Source organism: Paenibacillus glycanilyticus (assembly GCF_023715145.1).
Taxonomy (GTDB): Bacteria; Bacillota; Bacilli; order Paenibacillales; family Paenibacillaceae; genus Pristimantibacillus; species Pristimantibacillus glycanilyticus_A.
Genome location: NZ_JAMBNP010000002.1, coordinates 518436 through 541949, shown reverse-complemented (window position 1 = coordinate 541949; position 23514 = coordinate 518436). Strand labels below are relative to the sequence as shown.

19 protein-coding genes and 1 other annotated feature are annotated in these 23514 nt (G+C 52.6%); of the genes, 3 read left to right on the top strand and 16 right to left on the bottom strand.

Annotated elements, in window-relative coordinates; all coding sequences use genetic code 11:
• Positions 1–140 precede the first annotated feature (140 nt).
• The 4 genes from M3194_RS07680 to M3194_RS07665 form a co-directional block, all read right to left on the bottom strand.
• Entirely contained in the window at positions 141–2729 is a 2589-nt protein-coding gene (locus tag M3194_RS07680) for a DNA internalization-related competence protein ComEC/Rec2 (protein WP_251652836.1), read from the bottom strand.
• A gap of 97 nt (positions 2730–2826) precedes the next feature.
• Entirely contained in the window at positions 2827–3357 is a 531-nt protein-coding gene (locus M3194_RS07675) for a deoxycytidylate deaminase (RefSeq protein ID WP_251652835.1), read from the bottom strand.
• Positions 3358–3461: 104 nt separating this feature from the next.
• The gene (locus tag M3194_RS07670; RefSeq protein ID WP_251652834.1) at positions 3462–4763 is read right to left on the bottom strand and encodes a homocysteine synthase; all 1302 of its coding nucleotides are present in this window, start codon (positions 4761–4763) and stop codon (positions 3462–3464) included.
• Positions 4764–4910: 147 nt separating this feature from the next.
• Positions 4911–5417 carry a ComEA family DNA-binding protein gene (locus tag M3194_RS07665; protein ID WP_251652833.1) on the bottom strand — a complete coding sequence of 169 codons (507 nt, stop codon included), beginning with the start codon at positions 5415–5417 and terminating at the stop codon, positions 4911–4913.
• A gap of 108 nt (positions 5418–5525) precedes the next feature.
• Here M3194_RS07665 and comER point away from each other — a divergent pair, with 108 nt between their 5' ends.
• The gene (comER, locus tag M3194_RS07660; protein ID WP_251652832.1) at positions 5526–6365 is read left to right on the top strand and encodes a late competence protein ComER; all 840 of its coding nucleotides are present in this window, start codon (positions 5526–5528) and stop codon (positions 6363–6365) included.
• Positions 6366–6413: 48 nt separating this feature from the next.
• On the opposite strand, the gene leuS is transcribed toward comER, so the two are convergent.
• The 4 genes from leuS to M3194_RS07640 all read right to left on the bottom strand — a co-directional run bounded on the left by leuS (position 6414) and on the right by M3194_RS07640 (position 11214).
• Positions 6414–8846, bottom strand: coding sequence for a leucine--tRNA ligase (leuS, locus tag M3194_RS07655; RefSeq protein ID WP_397334288.1), 2433 nt, complete (start codon positions 8844–8846; stop codon positions 6414–6416).
• Positions 8847–8907: 61 nt separating this feature from the next.
• Positions 8908–9122, bottom strand: a binding site (T-box leader).
• 60 nt (positions 9123–9182) lie between these two features.
• On the bottom strand, positions 9183–9626 hold the full coding sequence (locus M3194_RS07650; RefSeq protein WP_251652830.1) for a DUF350 domain-containing protein: 444 nt from the start codon (positions 9624–9626) through the stop codon (positions 9183–9185).
• A gap of 5 nt (positions 9627–9631) precedes the next feature.
• Positions 9632–10885, bottom strand: coding sequence for a glutathionylspermidine synthase family protein (locus tag M3194_RS07645; protein WP_251652829.1), 1254 nt, complete (start codon positions 10883–10885; stop codon positions 9632–9634).
• A gap of 2 nt (positions 10886–10887) precedes the next feature.
• Entirely contained in the window at positions 10888–11214 is a 327-nt protein-coding gene (locus M3194_RS07640; RefSeq protein WP_251652828.1) for an aminotransferase yhxA, read from the bottom strand.
• 133 nt (positions 11215–11347) lie between these two features.
• Between M3194_RS07640 and M3194_RS07635 the strand changes: the two genes are divergently transcribed.
• Positions 11348–11800 carry an RNA helicase gene (locus tag M3194_RS07635; RefSeq protein ID WP_251652827.1) on the top strand — a complete coding sequence of 151 codons (453 nt, stop codon included), beginning with the start codon at positions 11348–11350 and terminating at the stop codon, positions 11798–11800.
• Between the two features lie 49 nt (positions 11801–11849).
• Here M3194_RS07635 and M3194_RS07630 read toward each other — a convergent pair whose 3' ends face one another.
• Entirely contained in the window at positions 11850–13268 is a 1419-nt protein-coding gene (locus M3194_RS07630; protein WP_251652826.1) for an arsenic transporter, read from the bottom strand.
• Between the two features lie 117 nt (positions 13269–13385).
• Complete coding sequence (locus M3194_RS07625; RefSeq protein ID WP_251652825.1) at positions 13386–14114, bottom strand: alpha/beta fold hydrolase; 729 nt, start codon at positions 14112–14114, stop codon at positions 13386–13388.
• Positions 14115–14261: 147 nt separating this feature from the next.
• Between M3194_RS07625 and M3194_RS07620 the strand changes: the two genes are divergently transcribed.
• On the top strand, positions 14262–16166 hold the full coding sequence (locus M3194_RS07620; protein WP_251652824.1) for a sensor histidine kinase: 1905 nt from the start codon (positions 14262–14264) through the stop codon (positions 16164–16166).
• Between the two features lie 46 nt (positions 16167–16212).
• Here the strand turns inward: M3194_RS07620 and M3194_RS07615 are convergent, their stop codons facing one another.
• The 6 genes from M3194_RS07615 to M3194_RS07590 form a co-directional block, all read right to left on the bottom strand.
• Complete coding sequence (locus M3194_RS07615; protein WP_251652823.1) at positions 16213–16419, bottom strand: DUF5316 family protein; 207 nt, start codon at positions 16417–16419, stop codon at positions 16213–16215.
• A 90-nt stretch (positions 16420–16509) separates the two neighbouring features.
• Complete coding sequence (gene mobB / locus M3194_RS07610) at positions 16510–17022, bottom strand: molybdopterin-guanine dinucleotide biosynthesis protein B (RefSeq protein WP_251652822.1); 513 nt, start codon at positions 17020–17022, stop codon at positions 16510–16512.
• 2 nt (positions 17023–17024) lie between these two features.
• A complete protein-coding gene (gene mobA / locus M3194_RS07605; protein ID WP_251652821.1) occupies positions 17025–17675 on the bottom strand; it encodes a molybdenum cofactor guanylyltransferase in 651 nt (216 codons plus the stop codon).
• Entirely contained in the window at positions 17672–19834 is a 2163-nt protein-coding gene (nasC, locus tag M3194_RS07600) for an assimilatory nitrate reductase catalytic subunit NasC (RefSeq protein ID WP_251653201.1), read from the bottom strand. Before nasC ends, mobA begins: the two co-directional genes overlap by 4 nt.
• The gene (nirB, locus tag M3194_RS07595) at positions 19819–21873 is read right to left on the bottom strand and encodes a nitrite reductase large subunit NirB (RefSeq protein WP_251653200.1); all 2055 of its coding nucleotides are present in this window, start codon (positions 21871–21873) and stop codon (positions 19819–19821) included. Before nirB ends, nasC begins: the two co-directional genes overlap by 16 nt.
• Positions 21873–23177, bottom strand: coding sequence for a molybdopterin molybdotransferase MoeA (locus M3194_RS07590; RefSeq protein WP_251652820.1), 1305 nt, complete (start codon positions 23175–23177; stop codon positions 21873–21875). Before M3194_RS07590 ends, nirB begins: the two co-directional genes overlap by 1 nt.
• Positions 23178–23514: the final 337 nt, after the last annotated feature.

The window sequence follows — 23514 nt, the reverse complement described above, 5'->3', positions numbered from 1 at the left end:
TGAAAAAGTAGAAAACTCCAACCTAAAGGATAACAAAAAAATGGAACCCCGTATATAGGTAGTTCCTAGTGAGTTAGGCGTAAAGAAGCATTTTGGCAGGATTTGAGAATAGGAACACCGGCACTTCCGGGAGCTATTTCCTAATTCTTCCTGATAATTTGTTCATATATTCCAGTCGGATTCACTTTGTACCGGATCTCGCCGTCCCGGTCGGTCCGGAGCGCAGCCGCCGATGCCGCCTCAAGGCGCTTCAGCACATCCGGATGCGGATGTCCGTAAGTATTCGTTGCTCCAACCGAAATGGCTGCCCGCAAAGGCTGCCAATAACGCAGCCATTCCTCCGAAGTCGAATATTTGCTTCCATGATGCCCGACTTTCAGCACATCAACCGGATGAATGGAAGGAGGATCGGCAGCTTCACCGCTGGACTGCAATCGCGATAGAATGGAAGATTCCGCCACGCTGCTTATATCTCCCGATAAGAGAAACGCAGAATGATATATCTTCATATATAAGACTACACTGTCGTCATTCTGTTCGTCTACATCAGGAATTGCCCTGCCGTCTGCCTCCGGCGGCCACAATACGGTTAGTTCCGTATTTGCGTCCATCCTCCACCGCTTCCCGAATTCTGCGCGGTAAAGCGGTACTCTTTTCTGAACGGCAGCACGGAGTATGGCTTCAGCATCTTCAGCATGCTTCAAGCTTCCATTCCATAAAATGGCTTTTACGGGGATCGAGTCCAGCACCGCCTGCAATCCCCGGATATGGTCGCTGTCCAGATGGGAGATGACCAATAGGTCAAGTTCATGAACGCCGCGCTTCATTAATAAAGGAACAACAACCTTGCCGCCAACCTCAAACGGATCGCTCCGCTCCTTCCATTCGTCGCCCGCTTTCCGGAAGCTGAGCGTTCCCCCGCCATCCACCAATATCCGCTTGCCCTCCGGCGTCCGAATATAGATCGAGTCCCCCTGCCCGACATCAAGCACATCAACTTCCGCCGTACGATTGTACAGATCCGGAAAATAGGCATATAACAACAATCCCGCTCCTGCGGCCAGCATCAGGACCATTCCTGTTGATCTTTTTCTCCAAAGAGGCTTCTTTTGCATTTCCTGCAGCTCCCAGATGGGGGCAGTATCCGGCTCTAACCGGTCTGGCAGCGGCTGTGTATCATCCGCATTCGCATTCGCGCGGACAACGGCAGCAGGAGCTGCCGGAAGCGTCCGGCACAAACCGGCCAAAGCCAAATACCACGCCGCAATCCACCATAGAGGCGGAGTTGCCCAGATCGTGCGCACGGCATCCGCCTCTCCCAGCCAGCTGACCAAGAGGAAGGTCCAGTCATTCGCGTAGACGCTGACAGCCGCAAGCAATTGGCCGCCAAGCGGCCAGAGCAGGCCAAAGAGCAGCGCAACAGCTCCTATCGGCATCACGATAAAGCTGATAAATGGCACGAGTATCAGGTTCGCCGGGATCGACAGCAGATGGAACTGATTAAAGTAGTAGATCGTCAGCGGAAAAGAGACAGCCTGCGCAACAACGGTCACGACAAGCAAATCAAGCAGCGCCTTTCCCTTAGGCCAATCCGGCATCGCCCGCCTTACCGGCGGTACAAACAAGATTAGACCGGCCGTTACGGCAAACGATAATTGGAACCCTACATCCTGAATGAAGTACGGATTCCAGACCAGCATCGCTACCGCAGCCGCGGCAAGCAGGTGCAGACCGTCCTTCAGCTTGTCCATTCTTGAAGCAAGCAGCGCCAGCATCGTCATCAGCCCCGCCCGGACAACCGAAGGCGAGGAACCGGAGAGAAGCACATAAAAAGGCACGGCAGCGATCAGCGTGACGAGCATCCGCTCACGGGTCATTCTCAGCAGCCGCAGGACGGCTCCAAGCGCATAAATAAATACAGCCACGTGCAAGCCGGATATGGCTAGAATATGGGTCAGTCCCAGCCGCGAAAACTGCTGGAACTGATCCGGGTCCAGGTCCTCGCGTATGCCGAGGACCAGCCCCTTCATGTACCCGGACTGATCGGCCGGGTACAATTGATCGACCCGCGCGCCAAGCCAGTCGCGCGCGGCATCAACGCGGCCGAGCATAGCGGCCGCGGTCCAGCCCGGGCCCGGCGCCGCATGGACGGCGCCGATGCCCTTGACCTTGAGCAGCCAGTGGATATGCTGGCTGCTGTAAAGATAGCGGCGGTAATCGAAGCCGCCGCTGTTGGATGCGCCGGCCGGCAGCGTCAGCTCGCCGGCGAGGCGCACCTTGTCGCCGCGATGCCACGCGGCGGCGATCTCCTGGTGCGGCTGCTCAGCAAGCCGCACCTGCACAAGCAGCCGCTCGCGGACCTTGCGCGGCGCTGCTTCACCACCCAAGCGGACGGTATCGGCCGTCACGCGGAACGTCGCGCGGTCGCCGTCGACCAGGGCCGCGGACATGATCGTGCCGGTCACTTCCGCTTCATAAGAAGCGCCATGCAGCTCCAGTGCCGTCACGTTCCGGGCATCCGCCCAGTCCCTCTCTGCGGCAGCCAGCGTGCAGCCAATCAAACAAACCGCTGCAAGCCGCCAGGTCGACTTCCTGAGCAGTACAAGCGCCAGCAGCATAAGAGCCCCGGCACATATCGCAATCGCAACTCCGCCCATGCTGAGCTCGGCCGCCAGGCTGCTGCCGGCAATCCAAAATACGGCAAACCATACTAAAGGCCGTCTATTCACGGCACTCCCTCCCGTTCATCTATCCGCAAACCAAAAAGAACCTCCGGACGCATCAAAACAGATGCATACAGAGGTTCTTCCCCATTCGCTTATTCAATTAGGATGTGACCTTCATGCTCGCTTGAGGAGGCGGCTCATAATCGGAGAGCGAACGGAACACAATGCCCTTTTGTTTCATTAATTGGCTCACTTTGTCGCTGTCCTTCGGATAGCTGCGGTGGAACACAATTTCCTTCACGCCGCTGTTCGCCAGCATATTCGCGCAAGTCCAGCAGGGTTGATCCGTAACATACACGGTAGAGCCTTCCCGGTCGGCACGATCCGTAAACAGCAGCAAGTTTTGCTCCGCATGAATGGTTCGGATACAGCGCTGTTTCTTGACCATCTGCTCCTGCCCATCATCGCCAAGCTTTGTTTCCCACTCTTCCGTAATCATGCAGCCTGCCTCCGAGCAGTCCGGCACGCCCATCGGAGCTCCGTTGTACGCGGTACCAAGCAGCTTCTTGCCCTGTACGAGCACCGATCCGACATGGCGGCGGGAACAACGCGAACGCGTCGACACCATGTAGGCAATATCCATAAAATACGTATCCCAGTCTTTCCGCGAGGCATCCTGTGCTTCAGACATAACTTCCAGCTCCTTTTCCTTTTGCCCGGACAGCTTCCGGCGAACGCCACCGCTCTTGACATTCGCCGGGTCTGCCTCTTTCTAGTTGTATTATAACTTATCTATTAGTTCGATTGGCTGCTGCGCAGCGCTTGGTCCAGATCGGCCAAAATATCTTTAATGCCTTCCGTACCGATCGACAGTCTGATCAGACCGGCCGTAACGCCTGCCGCATCCTGTTCTTCAGCCGACAGCTGCTGATGGGTCGTGCTTGCCGGATGGATAATGAGCGACTTCGAGTCGCCGACATTGGCCAGATGAGAGAACAGCTTCACGGAATTGATCACTTTCTTGCCGGCATCCACTCCGCCTTTAATGCCAAAGGTCAGAATCGCGCCTTGGCCGTCCGGCAAATATTTCTGAGCAAGCTGATAAGAAGGATGGCTTTCTAGACCCGGATAGCTGACCCATTCCACCGCTTCATGCGTCTCGAGAAACTCCGCAACCTTCAGAGCGTTCGAGCTGTGACGCTCCATCCGCAAATGCAAGGTTTCAAGCCCCTGCAGCAGCAGGAAGGAGTTAAACGGCGACAATGCTGCACCCATGTCGCGCAATAATTGTACTCTCGCTTTAATAATATAGGCAATTGGACCAACCGCATCCGTGTAAACCACGCCATGATAGCTTGGATCCGGCGTTGTAAGGCCAGGGAACCTGCCGCTCGCTTTCCAGTCGAAACGGCCTCCGTCTACGATAACGCCGCCAATCGACGTGCCGTGACCGCCGATAAATTTCGTAGCCGAATGAACAACGATATCCGCGCCATGCTCAATCGGACGGAGCAGATAGGGACTTGGGAACGTATTGTCAACGATGAGCGGTATGCCATGCTCATGGGCAATCGCCGCTACCGCTTCAATATCGAGCACATCGCCTTTAGGATTGCCTACCGTTTCCGCATACAAGGCTTTTGTGCGTTCCGTAATTGCCGCTCGGAAGTTCTCGGGATTCGACGGATCAACAAACTTGACTTGAATGCCAAGCTTCGGCAGGGTTGTCGAGAACAGATTGTAAGTACCGCCGTAAAGGCTTGTCGCCGATACAACCTCGTCTCCCGCGCCTGCGATATTCATAATAGAGTATGTAATAGCCGCTTGTCCGGACGCTACCGCAAGCGCCGCCGGCGCTCCTTCCAGCTCGGCTACGCGCTTCTCGAATACATCCGTTGTCGGATTCATCAAACGGGTATAAATATTGCCGAACTCCTGCAGCGAGAACAGATTCGCCGCATGCTCGGTATCGCGGAAACCATAAGAGGTCGTCTGGTAAATCGGCACCGCTCTGGCAAACGTAGTCGGGTCAATCTCCTGGCCCCCATGGACAGCCAGCGTGTCGAGCGAGCGCTTGTTTTGATCTTGATTCGTCATGTGCAACAGCTCCTTGGAATTTGGGATAGACATGATTCAACCATTTAAAAGCAAGTCGCTAGTTGTCAAATTTCAATCGGTCTTATTGCCTGAATATGGTCTATAGGCTGGGAAAACCTCCCTGCTCCTTGTCCCATTTTCTCATAATCAAGGCGTTGCGACAATGCTATCTTTTATTCCAGCCAGCAGCTTGCTGCCTATGCCCTTCACTCTTAAAAGATCGTCTACCGATTGAAACGGTCCGTTCTGTTCACGGTCTGCGATAATTGCCTGCGCCTTAGCCGGCCCGATTCCTTTCAGCGTATCCAGCTGTTCAGCGGAAGCCCGGTTAATGTCCAGCTTCCCTTCTGCTTCCCCCTTCCCTCCGCTACTGGCCGGCGTTATCGGGTTATCGGACGGAGGGACCGCCGATGGGACTTCAGCCTTCGCAGTCCCGCTCTCCACGATCTCTTTGTCTTCCGTTTTCGTCTCCGCCTGCACATGGAGGGCGTTGCCTACCTCCCTGTTCAGCTGCACCCAGTCATCCGGCGCTTTCTCCTTAGGCTGTGCGAGGGCGGCTGCCAGCAAGATTGCTGCAGCGGCAATAAGCAATAAAGGAATAATCAGCCTGTTTCCATTCGTATTTGTTCGACGTCCAGACAGGAGACGAGCCAAATTCAACACTCCTTCCAATCAAAAAAGGGGATTTTTAGCATTTTCATGTCATATGTGGCAAGTCTTGCGGAATAGGTTAAAAGAGCAAATCTGTTGGGAGGGCTGAGCATGAATGTCGGATTCATTGGGACGGGCGCGATGGGAAGCCTGCTGATCGAAGCATTCGTCGCATCGGGAGCACTCGACCCGTGTCATATCGTTATCAGCAACCGAACTTATTCCAAAGCACAGGCGCTTGCTGATCGATATCCCGGAATGAGAGCCGAGCGTTCGAATGCAAGCACCGCTAGCGCCACCGATATATTGTTCTTATGCGTCAAACCGCATGAATATAAGAAAGTGATTGATGAGCTGAAGCCGGTCCTGCGGCCCGAGCAGCTTCTTATATCCATTACAAGTCCGGTTATGATCGAACATCTCGAGGAGCTTGTGCCCTGCAAAATAGCAAAAGTGATTCCAAGCGTGACGAACCTCGTCTGGAGCGGTGCTACTTTATGTATTTACGGCTCCCGGATTACGGAAGAGGATCAGGGCATGATCGAAGGCCTGCTTGCCTATATTAGCGAACCGCTTCGGATCGAAGAGCCGTACACCCGGATCGTATCCGATCTGTCCAGCTGCGGACCTGCTTTCTTTGCTTACTTAATCGAGCAGTTTGTTGACGCTGCCGTATGCGAGACGGGCATCGCGCGCGAGGATGCCGTAAAGGTAGCAAGCACGATGCTGCTCGGGACCGGGCTGCTCTTGACTGAAGGCGGTTTGTCCCCGGAAGATGTCCAGAAGAGAGTTGCCGTTCCAGGAGGGATTACCGCGCAGGCGCTGCAGCTGTTGAACCGCGAGCTTGACGGCACCTTTAATCGGCTCATCCGGACCACGCATAAAAAGTTCGATGATGACGTTGCCAAGATAACTGCCGATTTTTACAGCAAAGAGGTGAACGGACAGTAGCACGACTTGTGCTGCTGGACCGCTCACCTCTTCTTTTTTGACTGCTGTTTAGTTCGCCACGATGTTTACGAGCTTGCCCTTAACAACGACCACTTTACGGATCGTTTTGCCTTCTATCAGTTCTTTCACTTTATCGATGTCTTTGGCGAGGCTTTCCATATCTGCTTCCGCTGTATCAGCCGCAATGGAAACGCGCTCGATAATTTTACCGTTCACTTGCACGACGATCTCAACTTCGTCATCTACCGTCCAAGCTTCTTCATACGTTGGCCAAGCCGCGTAAGTGATCGACCCGGTGCCGCCAAGCTTCTCCCACAGCTCTTCCGTAATATGCGGAGCAAGCGGTGACAGCATTTGCAGGAAGTTTTTCATCGCTTCGAGCGGCAGAACATCCGTCTTGTAAGCTTCGTTGACGAAGATCATCAATTGGCTGATCGCCGTATTAAAGCGCAGGTTCTCGAAATCATCCGTCACCTTCTTAATCGTACGGTGCCAGGTTTGCTTGAACGCTTTTGTTGTTTCGCCGTCCGAGATTTTTGCGGTTACGCTGCCGTCATCGCTGACGAACAGGCGCCATACGCGGCTAAGGAAGCGATACGTGCCTTCTACGCCGTTTGTGTTCCATGGCTTCGTTGCTTCGAGCGGCCCCATGAACATCTCGTACATGCGGAGCGTATCTGCGCCAAACTCATTGACGATATCGTCCGGGTTAATAACGTTGCCGCGCGATTTGGACATTTTCTCGTTGTTCGTGCCCAGAATCATGCCTTGGTTAACGAGCTTGTGGAACGGTTCTTTCGTGTTCACAACGCCGATATCGTACAGTACTTTATGCCAGAAACGGGCGTACAAGAGGTGAAGCACCGCATGCTCCGCGCCACCGATGTACAGGTCAACCGGCAACCATTCCTGTTGCTTCTCCGGCGAGCAGATCTCGTTCTCGTTCTTTGGATCGATAAAGCGCAGGTAGTACCAGCAGCTTCCCGCCCATTGCGGCATTGTATTTGTCTCGCGTCGGGCTTTCATGCCCGTTTCCGGATCAACGGTGTTTACCCAGTCCGTTACGTTTGCGAGCGGTGACTCGCCGGTACCGGATGGCTTGATCGCATCCACGTCAGGCAATACAAGCGGCAGCTGATCTACAGGCACCGGCTTCATGCTGCCGTCCTCCAGGTGAAGAATCGGAATCGGCTCGCCCCAGTAGCGTTGACGGCTGAACAGCCAGTCGCGCAGACGGTAAGTTACCTTCCCGTGTCCTTTGCCCGAACCTTCGAGATGCTCGATCATTGTCTTGATTGCATCTTCATTGCTCAGACCGTTCAAGAAATCGGAATTGACGTGAGGCCCGTCGCCAGCGTAAGCCTCTTTCGCCACATCGCCGCCTTGAACCACTTCAACGATTGGCAGATCGAACTGCTTCGCGAACTCCCAGTCGCGGGTATCATGTCCCGGAACCGCCATAATAGCGCCTGTGCCGTAACCGGCAAGCACATAGTCGGCAATCCAGATTGGCGTTTTCTCGCCGTTAACCGGATTAATGGCGTAAGCGCCTGTAAATACGCCTGATTTGTCCTTGGCAAGGTCCGTACGCTCCAGGTCGCTCTTGCGCGCGGCTGCCTCTTTGTACGCTTCGACCGCAGCGACTTGATCCGCAGTTGTAATTTGGGCAACCAGTTCATGCTCGGGAGCGAGCACGCAATAAGTCGCGCCAAACAGCGTATCCGGACGCGTCGTGAATACAACCAGCGAAGCATCATGGCCGTCGATCGCGAAGGTTACTTCCGCGCCCGTCGATTTGCCGATCCAGTTGCGCTGCATATCTTTAATGCTTTCCGACCAGTCCAGCTCTTCCAGATCTTCAAGCAAACGTTCCGCATATTCCGTAATTTTCAGCATCCATTGACGCATCGGCTTGCGGATAACCGGATGGCCGCCGCGTTCGCTAAGGCCGTCGATAACTTCTTCATTGGCAAGTACCGTACCCAGCGCAGGACACCAGTTCACCGGCACTTCCGCTACATAAGCGAGGCCTTTGTTGTACAATTGGATGAAAATCCATTGGGTCCATTTGTAATAATCCGGATCCGTGGTGCTGAATTCGCGGTCCCAGTCATACGAGAAGCCCAGCGACTTGATCTGGCGGCGGAAGTTGTTGATATTCTCGACCGTAATCTCGCGCGGATGGCGTCCTGTTTGCAGGGCGTATTGCTCCGCAGGCAGACCAAACGCGTCCCAGCCCATGGGATGAAGGACGTTGTAGCCGCGCATCCGTTTGTAGCGGGATACGATGTCCGTAGCCGTATAGCCTTCCGGATGGCCTACATGCAAGCCTGCTCCGGATGGGTAAGGGAACATATCCAGGGCATAAAACTTCTTCTTGCCCGGATCTTCCGTTGTTGCGAACGTCTTGTTCTCATCCCAATACTTCTGCCATTTCGGTTCTACCGCAAGCGGGTTGTAACCGTGAAATTCCTGACTCATGCTCATTTCCTCCTAATAACTTGCTTAGACATAAAAAAACTCCCGCCCCCAGCGTATTATCGCTAGGGACGAGAGATTATTCCCGTGGTACCACCCTAGTTAACGGTTGGCATGCTTTGCCTTCCGCTCACTCATTGCCTTTAACGCAGGCTAAACGTTGCGCGTTAACGCAAGGCTCCAAGGCGAGATTCATATCGCTGCAGGTCCGGCTTGCACCAACCGCCGGCTCTCTAAGCCTTGCCCCGCGACATTACTGTTCCTCTTCAACGCCATACAAGTATATAAAAACATGGTTAGCCCCGATTATAATATTAACTCAGCCGCGTGTCAAGAATGCTATCCGACCAAATCCGGGTCATACGTAAGGCAGCCGGCGATGATCATGCCAACGCTGCAGGAAATAAGCAAAATGAGAATACCTACGGCAATGTTGTTTTGCTCAATCGCCTTGAAGATGGTCACATGCACTTTAAGCGCTCTGCCGAACAAATAGGTGATAAATTCCGTCACGTAGTAGAGAACGACAAGCGCGACAATGCCGATCATTCCCCATAGCAGCATATCGGAGAGCGACACGGAGTTTTCCGCCGCCGCGCGCACCACGATGGCAAGACCCGCAAGCCTGCCGCCCAGAGACAGCGCAGCTGCCGCGTTTCCTTTAAAGATAAGGGCGAACTCTTTGTTCTTGGTCGTCAGTTCAAACAAGAGCAGACCTACAATCATAATCGCAAAGCCTACTAAGGAATAAACAAGAAAATCCACATATAAATTATTGTCCATTACAATTAGCTCCCTACTTCTCGTTTAGTTATGCCAACCGGCAAAAAATAAGATAAATTATCCGTAATCGGATTGCCGATCCTTATGCCGACTGCGCCGGCTTTTCCCCCGATCAAGAAACTCCCGAACATATACGAGCCCTGGCGTTTTCCCTTTACCGACTGAAACGCAGCCGTTGGCAGCTCCACATACTTCTGGTACACCGGAAGGTAATGGGCATAGGAGTTATGGCTGTCTTCTGCCGCAACCGTCCCGTCGCCTTCGAAAATTTTCACCGTATCTCCCTCCCGGCCAAAAGCAGGCTTCATGACATACTTCGTGCGGCTTTCGAGGAAGCGGTCCGGCTCCAGATAAGTCGGGAGGAAATGCTCTTCGATCCATTGATGCTCCTCTTCCGAGAAAAAGGGATTTCCCTCTTCGTGAAGCGCCCAGATAATCGCCTGAACCGCCTTGGACTGAAGAAGAAACGCCGAAGGCGGATTCACGACCGCGACTTTCTTCTGCTCAACAAGCTCCAGCAGCCATAATCCGATCGGATTCCCTTCCTCATCTTCATCCTCAATGAAATTCTCCACCGGGAAGGTCTGGCGGTAGAGCACGTGAATGGGCTTTCCCTCCCCGTCAAACAAACCAACATGGCGGATGATCTGGAGCTGATCGAGCGGCGCAAAGCTCGACGGGAACGGAAGAAGCCCTCTTAAATACCCGGCCGTATTGGCGTCCTCCACGTTATCTCCATGGGCGGTAAACACGACATGCGGGGCCTCTAAAGCGCCGCCAAGGTATTCCAGACTTTCAATGACCGCTTTCTCGACGGCAAGAGCTAGCTGCTTCTCATAACCCGTATTGGGGTTATGGCGGTCAAATGCTTCGCAGATCAAGCCGTTCACATGATGAAGCTCCTTGATGAAGGTTGGGGTATCCGAATTAATCTCCATGCATTTGTACGTCCGCCCCGTCCCGATTAAATCCAATCTGGCGATGACGCTCTCAACCGATAAGCTGTTGATCCTTATGTAAGCCAAGGTTTCGCGCGGGAAACCAAGGAACAGCAAGGTCTCGTCATTCACGGTCCGAAGAAGAGATGCCGTTTTATAAAAAATATGGCCGATCCGATTCGTCGATTCGCGAATCTTATGAATCTCTTCCTTCGTTATTTCGTAAAGGTCATAGAGCGAATATTCTTCCCCGTACAAATCTGCCCAGTATTCTTCTATCTGAGCGTAGAAGGCTTTTCTGGCCTTGGCGAAATCGTCCACGGTCAGCCTCCGGATATGGAGCTGCCTTTGCCAAAGCCGGAGCTCGTTTTGCTTGTAATGCTGGATTTATAAGCGGAATAAGAACTGCTCTTTTGCAGAGCGGAACGGGTTGAATAATAGCTGTTGCCATAATAATAATTCCGATAGTAAGAAGAGCTGGAATCATCGCAGCGGTACACGCCGTTCTTGCTGTCCCAATCCCAGTCGTTGCACTGAGCGTCCGTAGGCGGCGCTGTACGGGGGTAAGCGGTCGACTGTCCGCAGCCTGTGAGCGCGGTAGCCATCGCAACGGCGGAGACGCCCAGCATTGCTTTTTGAGTTAAATTCATAGACTAGTATCCTCCAAGCTTCATAGTTCCTATAAAGTTATAACACATTTGGGAGAGACGTAGAAAGAAAAGTTATTGTTTCCATAAAATGATGTTATGATAGTGAAATCATTTTGATTACGGAGTGAGAGAGATGAATAAATTAACTTATTTTATCGACCGGGGTTTCAATCAATATGAGCCGCTTATGGAATATCGTTCCTCTAGCATAGGGGTCGATGAAATGTATGCCCGGCAATTATGCACCTATCTGATCGCGGGCGGTATTCAATACGAATTAACCTCTAACGAGATGCAGGAAAATGAAGAAATGCTGATCGTGAAGCGAATCGGACCCAATGAGAATTATGGGGACGAAGCGAATTACCGCGGCTGGGGCATTTATGTTGAGTTTCGAAAGCCTAACGAACGCGGGCGCAAGCTGACCGAGATCGGAAGCGCCAATCATTATGACGTCATCCGCTATTTGCTTAAGGATATTGTCGATGTTCCCGGTCATGGCCCCATGTTCACGACATCAACCGAAATTGATGAGGACCGCGGCTGTTACGTCATTTACGTCCGCGGGTTGGATGAACCCGAATAATAAGAAAAAAAGAAAAAAAGCTGCCATTTTTTCGGCAGCTTTTTCTAATTTAATGGTCATCTGCCGTTACAACTGCTGCTTGTTTTTTTACGGATCTCATGCGGAGGAAGAATAGCAGCAGAACGACAGCCGCCAGGATGAACCCGGCGATTCCAAAGCCGGCTACAACGCTATACGCATGAATAAACTCAAGCCATACGTACAGCCCCGCCAAGGTAATAAGCAAGGTGGGTACAGTCAGCACAAACCCGGCCTTCATATAGGAACCCCAGGAAATCTTCACGTCTTTTTTAGCCAGAACATGCAGCCATAACAAGGTCGCGAGCGAACCGATCGGGGTCATCTTTGGTCCCAGGTTGCATCCAATCACATTCGCGTATACGAGCGATTCACGGATTGCCCCTGCCGTTGCCGTTCCCTTGATCGCCAAAGCATCGATCATCACGGTAGGCATATTATTCATGACGGACGACAGGATGGCGGCCAGGAACCCCATCCCCATGGTTGATGCGAACATGCCTTGATCGGCAATAACCTGAATCACTTTGCCTAAAGCGTCCGTAAGCCCCGCATTCCGGAGACCATAGACAACTACATACATTCCAATCGAAAAAATAACAACGGTCCAAGGCGCTTCCTTCATCACCTTCTTGGTCTGAATCGCCGGACTGCGCCGAGCGTAGAGCAAGAAGACCAAGGACACGGCCCCTGTAATAATGGATACCGGCACATGAATAAATTCGCTGGCCAGATAAGCGATAAGCAGAATCGCAAGCAGGATCCAAGACAACCGGAACAGCTTATGGTCCTTGATGGCTTCCTTGGGCTCTTTCAGCTCGCGTACGTCATAATTCGCTGGAATGCTTTTGCGGTAAAAGAGGTACAAAACGAGAAGACTCGCGCCAAGCGAGAAGAAGTTGGGGACAATCATCCGGCTCGCGTACTCAACAAACCCCGCGCCGAAGTAATCGGCTGAAACGATATTAACGAGATTGCTCACAATAAGCGGCAGCGACGTTGTGTCCGATATAAAGCCGCCAGCCATGATAAACGGCAAAATCATTTTATAATCAAACTTAAGCGCCCTCACCATCGCGAGCACAATTGGCGTCAGGATTAATGCAGCCCCGTCATTGGCGAAAAAGGCCGATACCGCAGCACCAAGCACTATAACGTATATAAACATCCGCTTCCCGTTGCCTTTGGCAAGACGGGCCATATGGAGAGCCGCCCATTCAAAGAAGCCAATCGCGTCAAGAATAAGCGAGTTCAGGATAATTGCGATAAAAGCGATCGTCGCATTCCAGACAATTCCGGTTACCGTACCTACATCGGAAAAGCTGACGACGCCAAAAAGCAGCGCAAGAATGGCGCCTCCGGCAGCCGACCAGCCAATCCCCAGACCTTTGGGCTGCCAAATTACAAAAGCTAATGTCAGTAGAAAAATAATAACTGCTACAAATGCCACATGTGTTTCCCCGCTTTAGTTCATTTCAATAAACATGCCAACCTGTACTATATCAGTTTTTTGTTTGAGATGACATCTGTAAATTTTCCAATATGATATTGTTTCTTCGCAGAAGTGCTATCTTTCCGCGTCCCGTTCATCAACGAAACGAATAATATCCTCAAAAAAGAGTGCCTTGTCCTCGCCTTTCAAGGCATGACCGGATCTTGCGTATTCCTTCACCGCAACAGTCGCGCTCATCCGTTCGTATCTGTCTATTTCTTCATTCGTTATCAACGAATCCTCCAGCATCCCTCTGGCCACCAGAATCGGTATATCAAGCGCGGTGTCTAACGGAATCGGCTTCGATTCCCGCTGAATCCCCCACACGGCTGCCGTTCTAATATTGGAGGTGCGGTTATATGGGATCAGATAGTTGTAAATATAATCTTCCGCCCAGCCATCGGGCATAGCCCTATGCTCCGGAGGATAATCGCCCAAGACTAAAGACCGCACATCCGCCTTGGACTTTAAAGCATACCCGAGTGCATACGAGACCCCGCGCGAATAGGCGAACAAATGGAATTCTTTCAATCCGGCATCGTTTACGACGGCTTCCAGATCCGACAGATGCTCCGCCAGGTCATAACCGGACTCGGGAGTATCGCTTTGCCCTCTGCCGCGGAACGATAACAGAATACATCTTCTTGGCGCCGCCGCTTGCATGAAATCCAGATACTCTTCCGCCGTTTCCGATAATCCCGGGCATACCACAATGGGAACGAGCTTCTCATCCGCTTCTTCTCTTGAATCATAATAGTGAATTCTGACTTCCCCATTTGATGCGTAATGCTCATCCACGGCCATGGTCCGAACCTCCTGCCCAAATTAAAATGGCTTCATTATATCACCTTATCTATGAAGAGGATATATACTTTGTTGGAAGATATTGCTTTTTGTCGAATTAGCAAGTATGGTAAATGATGACAGAAATTTCAACTGTAGGTGACGGCAATGCGATCAACGATCCTTCTAATAGCGGGCATTATTGTGCTAATTATTTGCTCGGTCTATCAGATTCAACATGTCTCATTGGAAGTCGAACCGAAACAAGATGCTATCGTCATGAAGGAATGGGATTATCAATGGCTGTACAAGCCGGGCGAATCCTTCCAGTCCACATGGACCGCGGATGCGGATCCAGACAAGTGGCAGCATGCGGGCGAGAATCAGCCCATGCCAAAGCGCGCCGCTCAAGCGGATGCCCTTCTTCTTCGGATCACGCTTCCCTCCCTGGAATGGAACACTAGCGGCGTATGGCTCAAACGTGTCTACGGCACGGCCGTAAGTGTAACTCTCGAGCAGAACGATAATCCGCTTTACGCCATGGAAAGATCCTATCCCTATGATGTGAACTATATCCTGCTTCCTCTGACGAAGGATGCGAGCGGCAGCCATCTGTTGGTTCTGCTTTATTTGTCCGATGAGAGACAATCGCTTGATCCCGAGATTGTAGTAGGGGATTATGAACGGTTGCTGCCTGAATACGAGCGATTTGGCTTGATTGAACTCGTCTATGGCGGGTCTTTCATGTTTATAGCATTGATTATGATGACTTGTTTATTTTTCTTAAAGCGCGAGCAGATCGTGCTGTGGATGTCCTTATGCCTCTTCATTCTTTGTTTGGGAGAAATTATCCTGGCGTATTCTCCGGCGCTCTATCATCATTTTTACGCGTACGGGAAGCCGTTCCTCGACTTATTTGATTTGGCACTGTTTTTGCTCACGCCGGCACTCGCCGTCTTCTTCGAGCAAACGCTTGGTCCCGGACTGTTCGGCATTATCAGGAAATTCAGAATTGCTCTATTGCCCGTTACCGTCATCGTTATCGTCTTATGGGCGCTTGGCAAAACCATCCTCCCGGCCATCAGCCTCAGCCTTCTTCAAGTCGTGCCGCTCACGGTTATTGCGGCTTTGCAATTTCTCATTCTGACGGTGCATGCCATTGGCTATGCCTGGAGGGGGAATCGTGACGCCATCTTGATTTCGGTGGGATATTCCGTCTTCTGCAGTGTTTTTATCTCGGAAATTATTATCTATTTCAAGGATGAGACCTACCATCTGATCTATTGGAAATGGGGACTGCTGGTCTTCCTTCTATCCCTCATAGCCGTCATGGGAAGGCAGTTCTCTCGCAACCATGACCAGCTGGTCAAATATTCACGCGAGCTGGAGATGTTCAACCGGGAAATTCAACGTTCGGAGAAGATGGAGCTCATCAGCCATCTGGCCGCCTCAATTGCCCATGAGATACGGAATCCTCTGCAGGTGACACGGGGCTTCGTCCAGCTGGTGGGCGAGAAAGCGGAGAACAAGGACAGACAGTTCCTGAATCTGGCCGTACAAGAGCTTGACCGGGCTTCGAGTATTATTACCGAGTTTCTGACCTTCGCCAAGCCTGAGCTGGATGATATCAAGACCTTAAACATCTCAGAGGAGCTGTACCAGATTCAGGACATCATCTCTCCTCTGGCAGCCATGCAGAGTACAAGGCTTGAGGTCGTTGTAGAGCCTAACCTGCACGCGCTTGGAAGCGCCGAGAAATTCAAGCAGGCGATCATCAATATGATCAAGAACAGCCTGGAAGCGATAACGAGCGTTGACGGTGCGGTATCCATCCAGGCGAATAAACAGGATGACCATATTCTGATCCGGGTAACCGATAACGGGGAAGGTATCGATGAAGAAAAGCTGGACAAGCTTGGAGAACCTTACTTCTCGAACAAATCGAAAGGAACCGGACTTGGCCTGATGGTCACCTTCCGGATCATCGAAGCGATGGAAGGAACAATCCGCTTCAGCAGCACAAAAGGAGTTGGGACCGAAGCTGTCATCCGGCTTCCGGCTATTGATCAATAATCATTAAGAGTGCCCGCTTGCTTCAACCAGCGCGGCACTCTTTTCTCTAACCCATCCAATGGACAACAGCGGCCAGACCAAAACTGAGTAAACCAAGCACCAATGACCATGTTGCAATCTTGCTTTTGATTCTTCGGTCAGACGGCTGTTCCGTATTAAAGTTAGCTCTCTGCTGCTGGGCCGTCGTCCAGGCTCCAACTGCAATTCCTGAAATAAAAATAAATCCAATTCCGATATAAATGAGCCAGCTCAATTGTAGGCGACCTCCCGGCATGTCTGTCTTATTTTGTATACGTCCGGGTGCTTATAAAGTTGTGAAATAAAAAAGGAAGAAGCCCCGTTTCTAGGACTTCATCCTGATCCATCTCTGTTCTATATAATCTCCTATCCCTTGCACATCATCGATTCCGAATTGTTTAGCCCCTGCCGGAACGGCATGCCTGTCTAGAATATAACCCGGCCAGACGGCTACTGCCGTTATGCCCTCCAGTTCGCCAAGCAGCCGCTCGTCTTCCGCTCTTCTAACGATTACAAGCTTCGGGAAAGCTTCCGTCTTAAAGCCCTCTACCAGAACAAAAGCATTTGCCGGCGCCTCCGCAATAAGCTCCCGAAGCGTGGAAGATTTCTCCTTCACAATTGCCGTCCGCTCTGCCGAAGTTATGGCTGTCCATACGGCGCCCGAGGAACGGTGGCGTGCCGTGTCGGTGTGCGCCGGCTCCGCTTCAAACTGGTGGCCGTCATGCTTGATCGTGGCAACAACGATATCCCGGGATACCAAATAATCGATCAGCCGGCACATCAGCGTCGTCTTCCCCGTGTTCTTGTAACCCGCAATTTGATACACGGCTGCCGCCAAAGCTACACCCCCTTTCTAATCCGCGCTTCCTGATATTGCTCGGGCGTATTGATATTATCTACAAAGCTGAGGTCAACCCCCAAAGCATCAAACCTGTCCGCCGTAACCCGGACATAGTTAATCCGTTTCAGTAATCCCTTCATGCTGAAATCACCCTCTTGCAGACAGCGCTCTACCTGCTCCAGACATTCCCCGCGGTATATGGCTTGAAGCGGGTGGAGCTGTCCGTTTATCTCAGGTATAGCCGCCATGGAGCTTGATTCCATCTGCCCGAGCAGACAGGCTGCAGCCTCCTCCGAGACAAACGGCATGTCGCAGGCAGACACCCACAGAGCGGAGTCACGGCTGTATTCGAGCGCCGTATGAAGGGCAGCTAACGGCCCTTGCCCGGGGGAAGTATCCAGCATGGACGGCAGCTTCAAACGAGACAGAAGCCTCGCCTGCTCCTCGGAAGCAACTATCGCGGTTACGCTGCCGCATAGCTGTAACATGGCATCGCGGACATGCTCAATCATAAATTGCTCGCCGATCGGCAGAAGCGCCTTCATCATTCCGCCCATCCGCCTGCTTTGCCCTCCGGCCAATATGACGCCGCCAAGCTGATTGGTCTTTGTACGGTGCCCTCCTCTACCCTTCACGGCTGTTCCGTTCATTCCGTCATCAGCTCCTTCTCCCGAAGCTCTTGCAAATATTCGGCCAGCGGCTGGACCTTCACCGCGCTTGTCTTGAAGTCGGGCATCCGGCAATTGGGATCAAGCAAGGCATTTGTAGCCCGATTGACGTTCTGCGCATCTCCCCAATGCATCGGGATGAACAAGGTATCTTCGCGGATACCGGAGTTAAGCTTCGTGCGGACTATAACCGTCCCACGGCTTGACTGCACGCTGGCGAGCACGCCATCCTCCAGCCGGTGCTTTTGCGCCGTCAACGGATGAATTTCCAATATATTTTCTATCTCGCGGGCAGTCAGTACGGGACTTCTCCTCGTTTGCACCCCCGTCAGATAATGGGACAACATACGGCCATTCGTCATATAGAGGGGGTATTCCTCCGTTGGCTGTTCGGCCGGCGACAGACTGTCCACCGTCTGGAATACAGCCAGACCGTCCTGATGGGCAAAGCTCTCGCCAAACAACCGCGGCGTCCCCGGATGATCAAGTGCTGGACAAGGCCAATAGATGCCCTCTTCCTTGCGGAGCCTGTCGTACGTAATGCCGTAATAATCCGCAATGCCGCCGCGGCTTGCAAGCCGAAGCTCATTAAAGATGTCCTCCGGCTGACGGAAGCTGAAATATTTCTCCTTGCCAAGCGAGGAGGCCAGGTCACACAAGATCTGCCAGTCATGGCGAGCTTCTCCCGGAGCAGGTCGTCCTGCCGGACGCAGCAGCACACGTCCCTCCAGATTTGTCATCGTCCCTTCATTCTCCAGATAAGCGCTGACCGGAAGCACGATATCGGCAAGCTTTGCGGTCTCCGAGAGGAACATGTCGGCCACAACGAGAAATTCCGCCCGCTCCAGCGCTTCCTCAACCAACGTTGCATTCGGGTTCGAAACAATCGGATTGGAGCCCATAACGAACAGACCTTTAATGTCGCCGCTATGGACAAGCTCCATCATTTCGTAGGCGGATACGCCCTTGCTCGGCAATTCTTCCGGTTCGATCCCCCAAACACCGGCAATATAAGCACGGTCATCCGGATTCTCGATCAGGCGGTAGCCCGGGAGCTGATCCGCCTTCTGCCCATGCTCGCGTCCGCCTTGACCGTTCCCCTGTCCGGTGACCGCGCCATAGCCGCAGCCCGCCTTGCCGATTTTACCTGTTGCCAGCACCATGTTAAGAAAATTCCTTACGGCCATATGGCCATCCGCATGCTGTTCTACGCCACGCGCCGTAAAGACCATTCCCGTGCGCGCCTTGCCAAAGCTGATAGCCGCCTTGCGGATCAATTCAACGCTTACACCCGTATACCCCGCAATCTCTTCCAAATTCAAGGCATCCACATGCTCTTTCACCGCAGAGAAGCCTTTGGTTCTGGCAGCAATAAAGCTCTCGTCAGTCAGCTTCTCGTCGAGAATAACCTTCAGCATACCGTTAACGAGCGCCGCGTCCATTCCGGGCTTCACCTGCAAATGGATATCGGCAATGGAAGCCGTCGCGGATACTCTTGGATCAATAACAATAATGACGGCTCCATTGTCCTTCGCTCTCGTGAAGTAAGGCATAAGCGTTGGCTGACATTCCGCAATATTGGTACCGGCCAGTATAATGCACTCGGCTAGCGGAATATCCGACATCGTATTGGTCAGCCCCCGGTCAATTCCGAATGTCTTGACGCCTGCGGAAGCCGCCGCGGACATGCAGAACCTGCCGTTATAATCAATATATTTGGTCTGCAGAGCAACCCGCGCAAACTTGCCCAGCAGGTAGGCGGATTCGTTCGTAAGCGATCCGCCGCCATAGAGACCAAGCGTATGGACGCCATGCTCCGCTTGAAGCTGCGCAAAACGGCTGCCGACGGCCTCAAGCGCTTCCTCCCAGCTTACACGCGTCAGGCTGCCATTCTTACGAATCATCGGATGCAGCAGCCTTTCCCTGCTGACCGCATGCTGATAGGCATTCATTCCCTTTACGCACAGCCGCCCTTCGGAAGCTTTGTTCGGGATAGCCGTCACTTGATAAGATGGACGCCGCCCCGAGCGGTCCTCCACAACCTCCATCTTGCATTGGACGCTGCAGAAAGGACATTGCGTAGTCATGACTTGCTTTGCTTGCTCCACCGAAAAAGTTATTGTATCTACTTGACGCTCCATGCCATCTCCGTCCTTTCTGCTGTCTGCCACCGGTATAAAAGCTCTTCCTGATTCTCCCGATCAAGCAGCATCTCCCGGAGAGGCTGCAGTCCGATTCGCTCAAGCCATTTCCACGGACGCTCTTCGTAATAGGCGGTCTCGCGGTACCACTGGATGCAAGCTGCCGCAAGCCGCAAAGCTGTCTCTTCTTCCGCCTCTACAGCAAGCAATTGCGCTTGCTTGACCGGATGCTCGGAATGACCTCCTACATAAACCTCCCAGCCTGCAGGAGCAGCCGCGAGACCAAAATCCCGCACCAGGACATCCGAAGGCGTGAGGTAATTCTCGGACATTACCGTTCGTACGGGAGACGGCAGCTGAAGCTTGTTGGCATTTAAAAGAATATCTTTGACGATTTCTATCGTCCAATGCCTGTTATCATTCGGCAATTCCGAATCCCCGTTATTCCCGTCAACCAATCCCATATAGTAAGGAATTGCCGCGCGGCAGACCACGCAGCCTTCAGCCTTACTCCAGCCAAGCATCTCCCTCACCTGTGACGGATTCGCGTATGCACGCTTCATAACGGCTTCTTTGACTTCCTCATGCCCTAGCGCCGTACAGCCGCAGACCGGCACAGCCTTCTTGGCAGATCCTCCCGCTCCAGCCCGTACGCAAGACAGCACCGATCCAACAAGCTGCTTGCAGCCGCCGCAGGAACCGGAGGCTTTGGTTTTGTCCCGTATCTGTTCAACCGTCTGCAGATTATCCTCTTCGATTGCCTTTGCGATTGCTCCTTTGCTGACGCCGTTGCAGGAGCATACGGTTTCGTGATCAGCCATCGCGAGAACAGCCGCATCAGCTCCGCCAGCTCCAGCTCCATCCGCTTTCTGGAGAAGCACCTCGGCCGATGTTTTCTTTTTCAAATAATCAAGCAGCTTTATTCCTTCCGAGCTGTCGCCGTACAGTACGGCGCCGGCAATCCGGCCATTCCTGACGGTTACTTTCTTGTAGGTTCCCTGAAGCCCGTTGTATTGCTGCAGCGCCACCTCAACATCGCCTTGAATATCCCCTGCCGAAAAGACGTCTACGCCGGATACCTTCAGCATGGAATAAGGAATCGATCCGGCATAAGGAGCCGTATCCGCTCCGGTCAGCACGCGCGCAAGCACTTTTCCTTGCTCATAGAGCGGCGCAACCAGCCCGTACACCGTCCCGTTATGCTCGGCACATTCGCCAACCGCGTAGATATGCGGCACGCTGGTCCGCATATAATCGTCAACAACGATAGCCCGGCTTGTCGCAATTCCGCTGTTTGCGGCTACCGCAATATTCGGACTGATGCCTACGGCGAGCACGATCAGATCGGCAACTAGCTTTGTGCCATCGCTGAACTGGAGCCCCTCGGCCCGTTTGCGGCCGATAATTTTCTCCGTGCGTTTCTCCATCCAAAAGCGCATGCCCTGCTTCATAAGCTCCCTCTTCAGCATATCGGCCGACATGGTATCGAGCTGTCTGTTCATTAAATAAGAAGCGTTATGAACAACATGCACCTCCATGCCGAGGTTGAGCAAACCGCGAGCAGCCTCCAAGCCCAACAGACCGCCGCCGATAACAGCGGCCCTTCTGTACGATTCCGACGCTTCTATCATCGTCTCGCAATCTTTGATATTACGAAAGGCTGTTACGCCGGACTTATGAATACCCGGAATAGACGGAACAAAAGCCGAAGAGCCGGTAGCCAGAATCAGCTCGTCATACGGCACGGTCATCCCCGAATCAAGCACGATCTTTTTGCCGGCCGCGTCAATCCGCACAGCCTTCTCACCCAGCAGAAGCCGGATTCCCCGCTCCTTGTACCAGCTGAATTCATTAATGGTTATATCCGTAATGGAGGTATCTCCCTGAAGGACTTTCGACAGCATGATCCGATTGTAGTTCGGATGAGGTTCATCCCCAATGATCGTGATCTCGAAGGCTTCGGGCGATAACCGGTTTATCTCCTCCACGCAACGTACGCCAGCCATCCCATTCCCGATTACCGCTAGTTTCCTTGTCATCACAACGTTAATCCTCCGTTTGCCATATGCGTTAGTAATAGAAAGGAGATCATCTCGCCCTTCGCCGCGCCTCTTCCGCCTGCGGGAATAACGGCAATCGCGTTCGCCTCGGCAAACGCCGCAATGTTGCCGGATTTATCGTTAGGCAGCGGTGAAATTCGCCATACCCCAAGCTCCATGGAAGCGATTGAACGGATATACCGCGGATAAGGACATGGCTTGCCGACCGAATCCTCCAGCTTTCCCTTCAGCCATTGATTACGGTAATTCTTCATCCCCTTTAACCATTGAACGGTTGGCTTCACCAGCAGCTCAAGACCGGAATAGCAGGCGGAGGGATTGCCCGACAAGCCTAACAGCAGGCAATCTCCTTTTTTGAAGGCCGAGGTCGGTGTTCCGGGTCTCATCAGCACCTTCGTAAACAGCGGCTCGAAGCCGGCATTAGCCGCGGCCATCTCTACATAATCGTGATCGCCAACCGAGATGCCGCCGGTCGTAATAACGACATCCGACAGCTCCGCCGCAAGCTCGATCTCCTTCGTCAAAATAGCGGGATGATCCGGAACCGGCTTCCGGCGGATGACCTCTACGCCAAGCTGCTTCAGGAAGGCATATACAACAAGCCCGTTCGCATCATAGATACGGTTCGCGGACAACGGGAAACCCGGCTCCATAAGCTCATCCCCGACGGGCAATACAGCAACCCGGGGTTTTGCGTAAACAATGGCTTCCGCCTGGCCATAGGAAGCAAGAACCGCCATTTCCTTGGCCCCAATCGTTGTGCCTTTCGACAGAACCAGCTTGCCCGGCGCAAGATCCTCTCCCGCTTCCGCTATATGTTTGCCGCTTGGATGAGGACGGTCTATTGCAATCCACAACGGCTTGCCGTCTTCTCCGTTAATTGGCGTAACCACTTCCTGCATAATAACGGTATCGTAACGATGCGGCACAGGCGCACCCGTAAAAATTCGTACGGCATCACTGTCGTCTATCGGCCGGTGTCCGGTGCAATTCTCTACCCGCTCCCGGGATGAACCCGCCTTGATCTCCGCGATCACTCTGAGCATGACCTCACTGCCTGGACCGGCGCCAATTATGGTATGCGAGCGGACGGCATATCCGTCCATAGCCGCGCGGCGGAACGGAGGCATCGGAAACGGTGTAAAGAAATCTTCCGCCAGTACTCTGCCTACGCATTCCTCCAAGGGCAGCTTCTCCGTTCGATCAGGGGACATTCCCTCACACAAATGACGAATGGCTTCTTCTACGGATACAACAAGCTGCTGCTTTTGCATGGTAGTCATTCAGGCTCTCCCTCCCCCACCGTCCAAAATGAACATAAAAAGCCCGCTCCCTATCGAACAGGGAATCGGGCTTCGTTGCCAAGGTTAACAGCACATCGTTGTGCTGATCAGTTGTTTTGAGCATAATGGAAGATTGCTTACATGTCAATATAAGTAACGCAAAAAATCGCCTTTTGAAATCATTTTACAGAAGTTTTGAAATTTGGTGTTAAGTTTATTGACATGAGATTGACAATACCCCTATAATTCGAATTGGGTTCACAATGATGTGACCGTACGATCCGGTGGGTACAATGCTGTACCGCCTTCGGCAAAGAGGCCGCTATCTGTCCAACAA